This is a genomic window from Aeromonas sp. QDB56 (assembly GCF_027705505.1).
Taxonomy (GTDB): domain Bacteria; phylum Pseudomonadota; class Gammaproteobacteria; order Enterobacterales; family Aeromonadaceae; genus Aeromonas; species Aeromonas caviae.
The window spans coordinates 1-13413 of record NZ_JAPDBZ010000110.1; the positions used below are offsets into that span (position 1 = coordinate 1).

The following is a 13413-nucleotide window of genomic DNA, read 5'->3' on the forward strand; positions in this document are numbered from 1 at the left end:
TCTCGCACCTCGATAACTGTACGTAAGATCAGTATAGTTCGTGGTAACTGACTGCTAATCATGGGTAATCAGGAAAAAGAAAGGAGCGATTTAATCGCTCCTTTCTGTTGATTGGTTACTACCTTACCCTTCCTGATTTTCCCCGGCTGCCGGTTCTGCACCGGCAGCGGGTTCAATCTCGATACGATCCACCCGCTGCAAACCGCGGGGCAGCTTGGCACCGCGGCGGCCGCGCTCGCCGCGGTAGTAGTCTAGATCGGACGGTTTCAGGGTGAGCTTGCGCTTGCCGGCAAACAGGGTGACCGACTGGCCTTGCGGAATGACGGCCGCCATCACCACAAACTCCTCCCGCGCCTTGACCCGCGCCGACGGGATGCTGATGAGCTTGTTGCCCTTGCCCTTGCCGAGTACCGGCAGGGTATTGAGCGGGAACAGCAGCATGCGCCCCTCGTTGGAGATGGCCATGCAGAGATCCGTGTCCGGCGCGCCTATCTTCTGGGGCGCCATGACGATGCCCCCTTCCGGCACGGTGAGCAGCGCCTTGCCGTTCTTGTTCTTAGCCGTCAGGTCGTCGTATTGGCAGACGAAGCCGTAACCGGCGTCGGAACAGATCAGGTACGGCTCGCCCTCGTTACCCATCACCAGATGGCGCACCTCTTCACCGGCCCCCAGCGCGAAGCGACCGGTGAGCGGCTCGCCCTGACTGCGGGCGGAGGGCAGAGTATGGGCCTCCAGCGAGTAGGTTCTCCCCAGGGTGGAGAGGAACACCGCCTGCTGGTTGCTGCGGCCATGGGCGTGGGCCAGATAACCGTCCCCCGCCTTGTAGGAGAGGCCCTCCACATCCACGTCGTGGCCCTTGGCGGCGCGTACCCAGCCCTTGTCAGAGAGGATCACGGTCACCGGCTCGCTCGGGGTGAGCTCCTTCTCGGTCAGGGCCACGGCGGTGGCACGCTCCACCAGCGGGGTGCGGCGATCATCGCCGTACTTCTCGGCGTCCGCCAGGATCTCTTTCTTGAGCAATGTGCTGAGACGGCGCTCGGAACCCAGGATCAGTTCCAGCTTGTCACGCTCTTCGGCCAGTTCATTCTGCTCGGCGCGCAGCTTGAACTCTTCGAGCTTGGCCAGGTGGCGCAGTTTGAGCTCGAGGATCGCCTCGGCCTGGGTCTCGGTGATATTGAAACGCTCCATCATCACCCGGCCCGGCTCCTCCTCGGTGCGGATGATCTCGATCACCTCGTCGATGTTGAGGTAGGCAATGAGCAAGCCTTCGAGGATGTGCAGGCGGGCCAGCACCTTGTCGAGGCGATACTGCAGGCGGCGACGCACGGTCTCGCGGCGAAAACTCAGCCACTCGGTGAGAATGGTCTTGAGGTCTTTGACCTGGGGCCGGTTGTCCAGACCCAGGATGTTTAGGTTGACCCGGTAGTTCTTCTCCAGATCCGTGGTGGCGAACAGGTGGGCCATCAGCCCCTCCACATCCACCCGGTTGGAGCGCGGCACGATCACCAGACGGGTCGGGTTCTCGTGGTCCGATTCATCCCGCAGATCGGTGACCATGGGCAGCTTTTTGGCCACCATCTGGGCGGCAATCTGCTCCATGATCTTGGCGCCTGAGGCCTGATGGGGCAGCGCCGTGATGACGATGTCGCCATCCTCTTCGCTCCACACCGCCCGCTGCTTGATGGAACCCTTGCCGGTCTCGTAGATTTTGCGGATGTCATCGCGGGGCGTGATGATCTCGGCATTGGTCGGGTAGTCCGGCCCCTGCACATGGGCCATCAGGGCATCCAGGCCGGCGTTCGGGTTGTCCAGCAGTTCCACACAGGCGTGGGCCACTTCCCGCGCGTTGTGGGGCGGGATATCGGTCGCCATCCCCACCGCGATGCCGGTCACCCCGTTGAGCAGGATGTGCGGCAGGCGGGCGGGCAGCACCACGGGCTCCTTCATGGTGCCGTCGAAGTTGGGCGTCCACTCCACCGTGCCCTGGCCGAGCTCGGAGAGCAGCAGTTCGGAGAAGCGCGACAGCCGCGCCTCGGTATAACGCATGGCGGCAAAGGATTTGGGATCGTCCGGCGCACCCCAGTTGCCCTGGCCGTCCACCAGCGGGTAGCGGTAGGAGAAGGGCTGGGCCATCAGCACCATGGCTTCGTAACAGGCGATGTCGCCGTGGGGGTGGTATTTGCCCAGCACGTCACCCACGGTACGGGCAGACTTCTTGTGCTTGGAGAGGGCCGACAACCCCAGCTCGCTCATGGCGTAGATGATGCGCCGCTGCACGGGCTTGAGGCCGTCGCCGATATGCGGCAGGGCCCGATCCATGATGACGTACATGGAGTAGTTCAAGTAAGCCTGCTCGGTAAAGGTGCGCATTGGCTGGCGCTCTACCCCGTCCAGACTGAGCTCGATGGCATCACTCATGTGATTATCTCTTTCGGTTCGGGAGCTGGTTGGCGCTCTACTTCATCCAACAGACTGAGCTCGATAGCATCACTCATAAGGTTGTTCTCTTGCTATGGCACGCCCTCAGAGGGCACGCCGGAAATGCGGGTCGGCAGGGGGCCGACGGTGAATCACAAGCCCCCCTCCCAACCTCCCCCTCCATGAGGGGGAGGAGAGGCTTGGCCCCCTCCCCTTGCGAAGGGGAGGGCCGGGGTACTTGCGACTCGCTTTAGATGATGGCGAGGTTGCCCTTCTCTTCCAGCCATTCGCGGCGATCACCGGCGCGCTTCTTGGCCAGCAGCATATCCATCAGTTGCAGGGTCTCGTCCCCATCTTCCCCTTCTGCCCCTCCTTCCGCGCCCATGGTGAGCTGCACCAGGCGGCGGGTGTTGGGATCCATGGTGGTTTCCCGCAACTGCTTGGGGTTCATCTCACCCAGCCCCTTGAATCGGGTCACCATCACCTTGCCCTTCTTCTTCTCGGCTTCGACCCGTTGCAGCACGCCGTTCTTCTCGTCCTCGTCGAGGGCGTAGAAGACCTCCTTGCCGATGTCGATACGATAGAGGGGCGGCATGGCCACATAGACATGGCCCTTTTCCACCAGCGTGCGGAAGTGCTTCACAAAGAGGGCGCAGAGCAGGGTGGCGATGTGCAGACCGTCCGAGTCCGCATCCGCCAGGATGCACACCTTGCCGTAGCGCAGGCCACTGAGATCGTCGGAGTCGGGGTCGAGCCCGATCGCCACCGAGATGTCGTGTACTTCTTGCGAGGCGAGCACCTGACCGGCCTCCACCTCCCAGGTGTTCAGGATCTTGCCGCGCAGGGGCATGATGGCCTGGAATTCGCGATCCCGCGCCTGCTTGGCACTGCCGCCCGCGGAGTCACCCTCCACCAGGAAGAGCTCCCCCTGCATGGGGTCGGCGCAGCCGCAATCGGTCAGCTTGCCGGGCAGGGCCGGGCCTTGCGTTATCTTCTTGCGCACCACCGTCTTGGCGGCGCGCATCCGGCGCTGGGCGCTGGAGATGCAGAGCTCCGCCAGCTGTTCGGCCAGCTCGGTGTTGCTGTTCAGATAGAGGCTGAAGGCATCCTTCACCACGCCCGACACGAAGGCCGAGCTCTGGCGGGACGACAGTCGCTCCTTGGTCTGCCCTGCAAACTGCGGGTCCTGCATCTTGATGGAGAGGATGTAGGCGCAGCGATCCCAGATGTCTTCCGGGGTCAGCTTGACCCCGCGGGGCAAGAGGTTGCGGAACTCGCAGAACTCGCGCATGGCGTCGAGCAGCCCCTGGCGCAGGCCGTTGACATGAGTGCCACCGAGCGCGGTGGGAATAAGGTTCACATAGGATTCGGCGAGGCATTCGCCCCCTTCCGGCAACCAGCACAGGGCCCAGTCCACCGCCGACTGCTCGGAACTGAAAGAGCCGACGAAGGGCTGCTCCGGCAGGCAGGTGAACTGCTTGACCGCATCGATGAGGTAATCCTTGAGGCCGTCTTCATAGCACCACTCAAGCTTGATGCCGGTGTTCTTGTCGAGGAACTTGATGGTGAGGCCCGGGCAGAGCACGGCCTTGGCTTTGAGCAGGTGCTCGAGCTTGGAGACCGAGAAGCGCGGCGAATCGAAGTAGCGCGCCTCTGGCCAGAAGCGCACCCGGGTGCCGGTGTTGCGACGGCCGCAGGTGCCGGTGATGGTCAGCTCCTGCACTTTCTCGCCCCGCTCGAAGGCGATGTCATAGACCTGGCCGTCCCGGCGTACCGTCACCTCGACCCGATCGGAGAGGGCGTTCACCACGGAGATCCCCACCCCGTGCAAGCCACCGGAGAACTGATAGTTCTTGTTGGAGAACTTGCCCCCCGCGTGCAGCTTGCAGAGGATCAGCTCCACGCCGGAGACCCCTTCCTCCGGGTGGATGTCCACCGGCATGCCGCGACCGTCGTCGATCACCTCGAGGGACTGATCCTCGTGCAGGATCACCTCCAGATTGCGGGCGTGACCCGCCAGCGCCTCGTCGACGCTGTTGTCGATGACCTCCTGGCCGAGGTGATTGGGCCGGGTGGTGTCGGTGTACATGCCGGGGCGGCGACGCACCGGTTCAAGGCCATTGAGGACCTCAATGGCATCCGCATTGTATTGAGTGGACATGGAGGGCCTTGCGAATTGACGTTTGGGGGGAATCTTACTCGCAGGGAGGGCCCGGGACAAATGGGGCGCTCGCAAAGGGTGATCCAGAGGGGCTCCGGCCTCCCCGCCCGGGATCAGGCGGGTTCCCCGGGCAGGGCCTGCACAAGCTGGGAGAGGGAGCAGTGAAGTCGCCACACCAGCCCCGCCAGAGCCCGGGCCACCGGGTCTGCATGTTCCCCCAGCCCCTGGCTGATGCGGTCCAGCTCCGCCAGGGTGCGCCCCAGGGTCTCGTGCTGCACGCCCCCTTCGGTCAGAATGCCTTTCAGGCAGCGCAGACAGCCGTCCCGCACCAGATAGAGGGCCGGATCCCGGCTGCGCCAAAGCCTGAGCTACCAGACGATGTGGCTGCAATTGAGCAGCACCACGCCCCAGCGCAGCACCCAGAGCCGGGCCCCCTGATCCTGACTCTGGCTGAGCTGGCTCACCGCGTGATAGACCCGGGATTCAAACTCCCCCTCGCTCTGATGCGGGGCCGGGGCCAGCTGGTCCACGAAATCACGCCGCAGACGATGCATCAGGCGGCGGCTCTTGCGCCGATCCGAGCTAGGTCGCAGCAGCTGGAACGCCAGCCCTGCACTCATCACCCCCAGTGCCTGGGCAAGGCTGCTGTTGACGAAGGCGAGGTAGTCGTAGCTCGGCGGATTGGTGATGGCGAGGAAGGAGCCGAGCAGCACGATGAGCTGGCCCCAGAGCGCCGCCCCCTGGGGGCGCTGCAATTTCAGCAGTTGCAGGGTGATGAGGGCGGGGAACAGCAGGGCGCAGAAGATCCAGAAGTCGTCGATGCGGATCATCAGCCCGAACTTGACCCCGAAGCAGATAAAGCTGAGCAGCACGATGGCCTTGAGCATGGTCTGGGCCCCCTTGGCCGGGGCCGGGGTGGCGGAATAGAGCACGCAGCAGATGGCGAGCAGGGTCAGGGCTGCGGCGCCCGCATCCCACTGGCTGTGGATCCAGAAGGTGCAGCCCAGCATCACGCAGAGGAAGGTACGCCCCCCGTTGTAGGCCGCCTCCAGGCCGTCGGTGTGACTGGTCAGAGAGCTGTGGCGCGGCGGCGCCGGCCACTCCTGGCCATCGTGGCGGGCCAGCCTTTCCAGCCAGCGCTGACACTCCAGGTAGCTCCAGCAGAAGTGGCGCAGCCGCAGCCAGAAGGCCTGACAGCGATAATCATCCCCCGAACGGGCCACGAAGGGCGCCATCAGGCGGGCAATGCGCAGCTTGTCGCAGCCCCCCTGTCCCAGCTCCCGCAGCACGGCGGCCAGCATGGGGGCCGGGTCGACGGCGTCCTCTGGCCAGTGTTGCAGCATGCGGCGCAGCCCCGAGATGAGGCTGACCATCCTCAGCTGGCGATGGAGCAGATAGTTCAGCAACTGGTTGTGGCGGCGCAGGCGGTGGTGGCTCCAGACTGCCTGGATGCGCAGCACGTTCAGGGTGAGGATCTGACCGATCACCCCCTCGTGGGCGGTGCGCACATCGGCGCCCGTCTCCCCGAGCCAGAGCAGCTGGGCATGTTCCAGCAGCCGGGTCTGGCTCTTGCCAAGGGAGTCCAGCAGGGTCTCGCCATCGGAGAAACTCGGCAGGATCATCATCATCAGGCCGCCGCAGAGGATGCCGACGATCACCTCGCTCACCCGGGCCTGGGCGATGTCGAAGATATGTTGCGGGTCGGTCAGGTTGACGCAGGAGAAGGCGATGATGGCGGCGGTATAGCCCGCCAGGGCGAAACCGTAGGAGACGTTGTTCTGATGGTGGTTGGAGATGTAGGTGCAACCCCCCAGCCAGAGGGCGATAAGCAGGCTGAAGAGCCAGGGATCACCGATGCCAAGGCCGGTGATCATCACCGCCGCCATGGCGCCGATGAGGCTGCCCACCACCCGCCCCAGGCTCTTGCTGATGACGCCCCCCACGGTGGGAAAGCTCACCACGGCGGCGGAGGTCATGGCCCAGTAGGGAGAGTCGAGTTGCAGCACGAACGCCAGCCAGAGCGACAGGCACATGGCCAGGGCATTGCGCAGGGCGTAGCGCCACTGTCCGCCGTTGGCCTTGCCCCAGGGGGTCTGGCGCCAGAGCGAGGGGATCACTCTAGTCCCCTATGGTGATGGTACAGGTCGTGCCCGCGATCAAGACCAGATCCGGGGGAATCGCCAGCAGCCTGATCCGCACCGGCACCCGCTGGGCCAGGCGCACCCAGGGCACGTTCGGCTTGACGTCGAGCAGCAGCCCCTCGCTGCCTTCCAGGCTCTGATCGTGAATGGCGCGCCCTATGCTTTCCACCTCCCCCCTGAGTACCCGATCCCCGCTGTAGAGCACCACCTCGGCCGGTTTGCCGGGGGCGATGTGCCTGAGCTTGGTCTCTTCGAAATAGCCCTGCACATAGAAGGAGTGGGTGTCTATCAGGGCCACCAGGGGCACCCCGGCGGTGGCGTAGTTGCCGACCCTGGCCTGCAGGTTGGTGATGTAGCCGTCGCTCGCAGCATGGACCTCGGTCCGGGCAAGGGACCATCTGGCCTGCTCCAGATTGGCCTGGGCCACCTCATAAGCCGCCTTCATCGCCTGGGCATTGAGCCTGGATTCATCCACCGCCTCGGCGGAGATGACGGTGCGGGAGAGACTCTGGCGACGGTTCGCCTCGTGCTCCGCCTTGTCGAGATCCGACCTGGCCTTGGCCAGGGCCGCGCTGGCGTTGTCCAGCGCGATGCGATAGGGCTCGGGATCCAGAGTGAAGAGCAGGTCCCCCACCTTCACCAGCTGGTTGTCCTTGACCCCTATCCTGACGATCTTGCCCGACACCTGGGGCGTGATGCTGACCAGCTCGGCCCGCACCTTGCCATCCCGGGTCCAGGGACCCTGCATGTAGTCGTTCCACAGCCACCAGAGCGACACCAGCGCCAGGGCAAAGACCAGCAGGGTGGAGAAGTATTTGAGGGTCGCAAGGGGTGATTTAGCCATGTAGCAATATCCATAGGGCGCCACTGACGGCGAGGATGAAGAGGGAGAGATCCATCAGCAGGGGATGCCAGACATCCCCACCGTAGAGCCAGTCCCGCAGCAGATGGTGCACCGGCAGCCAGCCCAGCAGGCCGAGCAGCACAGCCTTGAACAGGGGCGGAAAGTAGAGCGAGGCCCCGAGGATCAGATCCGGCAGCGCTGAAGCAGTCGTCACGGGTGTGCCCCCTGTTGGCAGAGATGGAATGAAGAGAGAGGCCGGGGTCCGCCGGGAGACGGACAGGGCAAGGTTAACACAGCCGTGGCGGGGGCTACACAAGCAGATGACCCCCTGAGGTGTCGTCACGGGAGTGGCACGACAACGCCTCGCCCGTCCTCCCCGCCACCCGTCGGGGCAGTCACCTCGCGTTCAATCGGCTACGGTATCTGCCGGGTGATGCACCCCGTCGCGGGTCGGCACCTCTCCCAGATCGAACGGGTTGACCCCCTCAAGACAGGCGAGGTTGTAGCCATATTCCGCCGGATTGGATCGGCGCTGGTGATGGGTGTAGATGCCGCAGACGCTGCAGAAGTAGTGTTTCGCGGTGCGGGTGTTGAACTGGTAGCAGCGAAGCGCCGCCTCCCCTTGCAGGATGCGGATGCCGGAGAGCGGCACCGAGGCGACGATGGCCCCACGCTGCCGACAGAAGGAGCAGTCGCAGCGGCGCGGATCCACCACGCCATCCGGCAGGGTCAGCTCCAGCACCACGGCGCCGCAGTGGCAGCTCGCCTTGTGTTTCTTCTGGATGGGGGTATTGCCGATGCGTGTGATCATGCTGCCTCCTTGCCGCAGTGTCAGGCTGCGAACCGGTTAATCGAACAGGGTATCCCCCCGCCCCTGCGACAGATGGTCATGGAGGGTGCGCAACTGGGACGCCACCACCCGGTGGCGGGAGAGTTCGGGCAAGGCGTCGATGGGGAAGTACCCCGCCCCTTTGGTTTCATCGGTGTCGGTAAGCAGAGCGCCCCCCGTCACCTCGCACAGGAAGAAGGCCTTGTGGGCGTGGGGCAACTGCGGGGGATGGGGATGCTTGAGCTTGTCGAACAGGGCCAGCAGTTGCACCGCCCGACAGACGAGGCCGGTCTCCTCCACCACTTCCCGCACCACGGCGTCCGCAGGCGAATCGCCGATGTCGCACCAGCCCCCCGGCAGGGTCCAGCAACCTTCACTGCGCTCCTGCACCAGCAGGATATGGCCCGCATCGTTCTGAATGAAGGCCCGCACATCGAGCTTGGGGGTAGGATAGCCGCTGTCGAGGGAAATCCAGTCGCCGATGGCGTCGGGGGCCTGCTCGCTCTGGCTGGCAATGAGCATCACCGTGGCCGCTCGCAGCGCCTCGAAGCGGGCGATGTCGAAGGGATCCCGGGAGTAGGTGAGCCCCGCCTGGGCCGTGGCCAGCACCTGTTCGAGGAAGGCGGCCAACGGCGGTTGCATGGCTAGAGCCCGAGGAAACGGACGATCTGGGCGGGGTAACGCTCGAAGCCTGTGAAGGCGTGATCGCCGCCGCACTCCAGGGAGAGACGGGCAAAGCGGTATTCGTCCAGCGCCTTGCGATAGTCGAGCACCTCGTCCTCCTGCTGTTGCAGCACCCAGAGCCGCTCGGGAGCAGTCACCGGCACCGCCAGCGCTCTCAGCTCGTCCATGTGCCCGGGCAGCAGTTCATAGCGTTCGCCGCTGTAGGGGTTGGTCTGGGGGCCGAGGTAGTCGCAGAGCAGCTCGTGGGGGCGCACCGCCGGGTTGATGAGGGCGGCGCGGCAACCGTACATCTCGCTCACTCGCGTGGCCATGAAGCCACCGAGGGAGCTGCCCACGGCGCCCAGTCGCAGGGCGCTGCCGTGGCGGGCCTTCAGGTCGGCGATGGCCTGCTCGATGGCAGCCCAGGCGGCCGCAGGCGTGTTGGGCTGGGCCGGGATCACCACCTCGATATCGGGCCTGTTCTCTGCCACCCAGGCCGCCATCTGCTGCGCCTTGGCAGAGCCGGGGGATGAATTGAAACCGTGCAGGTAGAGGAGTACGGGCTTCATGGCAACCCCTCAGTAACCGGTGGCATTGGGGTCGGGCACGAACTGCCCCAGCGGCAGGCGCCACACCTGACTCGCCACCCGGCCATCCGGGTGCAGGGTGAGATAGCGCCAGCCCGGGCCGGATTCGTCCAGTGCGAAACCGTCGGAGAGCGGCTTGAACTGGATGCAGGTAGAGGGGCTGGCGATGAGCCGCACTCCGTGGTGCACCTCGTCAAACTCCTGATGGACGTGGCCGAACAGGATGGTCTTCTGCTGCGGGTGGCGGGCCAGCACGGCGAACAGGTCGTCGGCATTCTTGAGGTTGTGCTGATCCAGCCAGGCGCAGCCCACCGGCACCGCCTGATGGTGCAGGGCGATGAGGGCATGGCGCTCGGGATGCTGGCGCAGGGCCTGATCCAGGGCCGCCAGCTGGTGATCCCCCAGCACCCCGTGGGGTTTGCCGCGCACCTGGGTATCCAGCAGGATCACCTGCCAGTGCTCGCCTACCAGCTGCTTGGCCTCGCTGATGCCGGCCGCATGGAGGTATTCGGTCATCAGGGGGCCGTCGTCGTGGTTGCCGGGCAACCAGTAGATGGGGCGAGCCAGGGGCGCCATCATGGAGGCGAAGCGCTGGTAGGACTCCGGGCTGTGATCCTGGGAAAGATCCCCGGTGGCGAGGATGAGATCGAACGGGTGCTCGTTGGCCTGCACCCGCTCCAGCACGGCGGCCAGACTCTGCGCCGTGGGCACGGCCAGCAGCCGCCCCTCGGCACTGGCGAAGAGATGGGTATCGGTAATCTGTAACAGGCGCACACTGCCGTCCGGCGCCTGAGGTAGCTCTGTTTCCAAAATCACGCTTCTTTTTTATGGGTTCGACTAGAGGATGTTAATCAGGCTGGTGCCGTGTTTGAGACAAAATCTCAACCAATCGGCCAAGAATAGATTTACCTGCTCCTTTTCATCCCTGTGATGCATTTTTTGATTGGGATAATCATAACGTGGTTGCAACATTGAAATCTGTTGCGCCGCACACACTTCCGCCATTCGCACATCATGATACAAACGAATCTCTATCCGGGCTTGCAAGTAGCTCGGCAATTCGGGGTTGTGCTGGGCCAGGATCACCTGGCTGGTGAAGCGGCTCTCCTCGTTCACCGTGAGCTGGAACTGCAGGCCGTTGCCGACCTGATAGCGGCGCTCAGCACCCACGCTGCCGCCAGGCGGCAACAGTTTCATCAGCGCCATGTAATTGACCTCGCAGGTACGCTGCAAGGACATCAAATCAGGCACATAGCGCTTCATCGGGCTCTGGACTAATGACATGTCGCGGCTCCCTCAATCAGGGTCCATGAAGGGTGGACCCACTGCACAGTGTTCCAGTCGGACACAGGGCACCTGACCCGGGTCTGAACGAGCGTCACCTCAGCGCCCCGCCAGCCAGCGTGCCCGCAGCTCGCCGTGATTCAGGGCCAGCCACTGCAGGGCGATGACGGAGGCGGCATTGTCGATGCGCCCCTCTTTGAGCCAGGCATAGGCCTGCTCGCGGCTCACCACGTGGACCCGGATGTCTTCCCCCTCTTCCGCCAGACCGTGGATCCCCTTGGCCTGACTGGCATCCACCTCGCCCACGAACACCTCGATGCGCTCGGTGCTGCCACCCGGGCTCACCAGATAGCTGATGGCGTGTTCGCAGCGTCCCACCTCGATCCCTGCCTCTTCTACCGCTTCGCGCCGCACCACTGCCTCGGCGGTCTCCCCTTCATCGATGATGCCGGCCACCAGCTCCAGCAGCCAGGGGGTGGCGCTGGTCTCCATGGCGCCGATGCGAAACTGCTCCACCAGCACGATCTCGTCCCGCACCGGATCATAAGGCAGCAGGGCGGCGGCATGGCCACGTTCGAACAGTTCCCGGACGATGGGCGCGTTCCAGCCACCGGCAAACAGCCTGTGTTGCAGGCGGTAGACATTCACCTTGAAGAAGCCATTATATCCAGCTGATTTTTCAATGATTTTCACATCATCGCTGGAGTAGTGGCAGGTTTGAGGCAAGGCTTGCTGTGACATTCGAGACTCCTGCCAGCTTGACTTGGCTTGGTTTGACCATAATATTCGGGGGCATGAATGAACATTCATTCACTCGCTCTCGCCGACGATGAGGGAAGGATTTTAGCAGCCACAGGGCATTTGGCTAGGCGCGTTGCCGAGAAAACTCGCCCCGGACCTTGACGTTTCCGCAGCTGGAAAAGAGACAGTTCGCAATGAAATCTGCTTATAGTAGAGTGGTTAAGCTGAAATCAAGCTTGGTCGGTGACAATCCCCCCTTCATCCAGCGGACAGCTTTGGGTTGATACAAAAGGTTAAAACTATCATATGAAAAGAACACTCTTGTCAGTCATGGTGATGCTGGGTGTGAGCGGCGCCGCTCATGCCGAAAACCTGCTCGATATTTACCAACAGGCCCAGATCAAGGACACCCAGCTGCTGGAATCCAAGGCCAAGCGGGACCAGGCCTTCGAGAAGATCAACGAATCCCGTGCAGCCCTGCTGCCCCAGATCAACCTGGGCGCCGGCCTGAACTACCTGCAAAACAAGAACGACACCATGACCAACACGGGCGCTACCGGCTCCGTGACCCTGGATCAATCCATCTACCGTCGCAGCAACTGGGTCAACCTGGATCTGACCGAGAAGAGCGCCACCCAGTCCGACGTGGCCTACAACCTCGAGTACCAGAACCTGATGCTGCGTACCGCCCAGGCCTACTTCGACGTGCTCAAGGCCATGGATACCCTGGAATTCGTGCGTGCCAACAAGACCGCGGTCGAGCGTCAGCTTGAACAGACCCAGCAGCGCTTCGAAGTGGGCCTGACCGCCATCACCGACGTGCACGAAGCCGAGGCCGAGCGCGATCAGGCGCTGGCGGACGAGATCAATGCCGAGAACACCCTGGACAACAGCTACGAGAGCCTGCGCGAGCTGACCGGTATCGACCACCGTCAACTGGACGTGCTCAACACCGATCGCTTCAGCCCGCAGAAGACCGCGTTCAACTCCGACAAGTGGCTGGAACTGGCCCTGGACAAGAACCTGGAGCTGCACAGCGCCCGCATCGGCAAGGACATCGCCAAGGAGCAGATCGATCTGGCCAAGACCGGTCATGAACCGACCCTGGATCTGGGCGCCGGCCTGAACGCCGGTTACAACGATTACAAGGACGAGATCCGCAACCCCGAGAGCAACAGCAATCAGGGCAACATCGGCCTGAACTTCAAGCTGCCCATCTACACCGGCGGGGCCACCACCTCCCAGGTCAAGCAGGCACAGTTCAACTACGTGGCTGCCAGCGAACAGCTCGAACGCAGCTTCCGCTCGGTACAGAGCACAGTCCGCTCCTCCTACAACAACGTGAACGCCAGCATCGGCTCGGTCCGCGCCTACAGCCAGTCCGTCATTTCCGCCGACAGCGCCCTGAAGGCGACCGAGGCCGGTTACGAGGTGGGCACCCGCACCATCGTCGACGTGCTGGACTCCACCCGCAAGCTGTATCAGGCCAAGCAGAAGCTCTCCGAGGCCCGCTACAACTACATCCTCAGCATCCTCTCCCTCAAGCAGGCCGCCGGCATCCTGGAGCAGAAGGATCTGGAAGAGGTGAACCAGGGTCTGATGCCCGCCGCCCAGGTCACCAAGAAGTCCTGAGTCAGGCGCACACCATGAGAAAAGGCGACCCCGGGGTCTAATGCCGATCAGTTAAGGATCCATTGACCGATCCTCAGGCTGTGTAAGAATCCGAAACTCCTTGTTGGGTTTCG

The 13413-nt window shown here is 63.5% G+C and carries 11 protein-coding genes and 1 pseudogene; 1 reads left to right on the top strand and 11 read right to left on the bottom strand.

Annotation, left to right across the window (positions count from 1 at the left end; translation table 11 throughout):
* Nucleotides 1-123: 123 nt before the first annotated feature.
* The 11 genes and pseudogenes from parC to nudF form a co-directional block, all read right to left on the bottom strand.
* Entirely contained in the window at nt 124-2418 is a 2295-nt protein-coding gene (gene parC / locus OKB81_RS15300) for a DNA topoisomerase IV subunit A (protein ID WP_160838920.1), read from the bottom strand.
* Between the two features lie 250 nt (nt 2419-2668).
* On the bottom strand, nt 2669-4579 hold the full coding sequence (parE, locus tag OKB81_RS15305) for a DNA topoisomerase IV subunit B (protein WP_042877707.1): 1911 nt from the start codon (nt 4577-4579) through the stop codon (nt 2669-2671).
* Nucleotides 4580-4692: 113 nt separating this feature from the next.
* Nucleotides 4693-6696: pseudogene (locus tag OKB81_RS15310) on the bottom strand (FUSC family protein).
* A 1-nt stretch (nt 6697) separates the two neighbouring features.
* Nucleotides 6698-7564 carry an efflux RND transporter periplasmic adaptor subunit gene (locus OKB81_RS15315; RefSeq protein ID WP_160838918.1) on the bottom strand — a complete coding sequence of 289 codons (867 nt, stop codon included), beginning with the start codon at nt 7562-7564 and terminating at the stop codon, nt 6698-6700.
* Entirely contained in the window at nt 7557-7799 is a 243-nt protein-coding gene (locus OKB81_RS15320) for a DUF1656 domain-containing protein (RefSeq protein WP_202395197.1), read from the bottom strand. The genes OKB81_RS15315 and OKB81_RS15320 overlap by 8 nt, the downstream gene beginning before the upstream one ends.
* Before the next feature lie 171 nt (nt 7800-7970).
* Nucleotides 7971-8375, bottom strand: a complete 405-nt coding sequence (locus tag OKB81_RS15325; protein WP_160838916.1) for a GFA family protein — start codon at nt 8373-8375, stop codon at nt 7971-7973.
* 36 nt (nt 8376-8411) lie between these two features.
* Complete coding sequence (locus OKB81_RS15330; RefSeq protein WP_270805305.1) at nt 8412-9035, bottom strand: NUDIX hydrolase; 624 nt, start codon at nt 9033-9035, stop codon at nt 8412-8414.
* Nucleotides 9036-9037: 2 nt separating this feature from the next.
* The gene (locus OKB81_RS15335) at nt 9038-9625 is read right to left on the bottom strand and encodes a YqiA/YcfP family alpha/beta fold hydrolase (protein WP_045523103.1); all 588 of its coding nucleotides are present in this window, start codon (nt 9623-9625) and stop codon (nt 9038-9040) included.
* A gap of 9 nt (nt 9626-9634) precedes the next feature.
* Nucleotides 9635-10453, bottom strand: coding sequence for a 3',5'-cyclic-AMP phosphodiesterase (cpdA, locus tag OKB81_RS15340; RefSeq protein WP_041214382.1), 819 nt, complete (start codon nt 10451-10453; stop codon nt 9635-9637).
* A 27-nt stretch (nt 10454-10480) separates the two neighbouring features.
* The gene (locus OKB81_RS15345) at nt 10481-10927 is read right to left on the bottom strand and encodes a DUF1249 domain-containing protein (protein ID WP_160838912.1); all 447 of its coding nucleotides are present in this window, start codon (nt 10925-10927) and stop codon (nt 10481-10483) included.
* A gap of 99 nt (nt 10928-11026) precedes the next feature.
* Nucleotides 11027-11668 (bottom strand): ADP-ribose diphosphatase, encoded by a 642-nt coding sequence (nudF, locus tag OKB81_RS15350; RefSeq protein WP_010672772.1) that lies wholly within the window; start codon nt 11666-11668, stop codon nt 11027-11029.
* A gap of 306 nt (nt 11669-11974) precedes the next feature.
* On the opposite strand from nudF, the gene tolC reads away from it, so the two are divergent.
* Entirely contained in the window at nt 11975-13300 is a 1326-nt protein-coding gene (gene tolC, locus OKB81_RS15355; protein WP_029313618.1) for an outer membrane channel protein TolC, read from the top strand.
* The last annotated feature ends 113 nt before the right edge of the window (nt 13301-13413 follow it).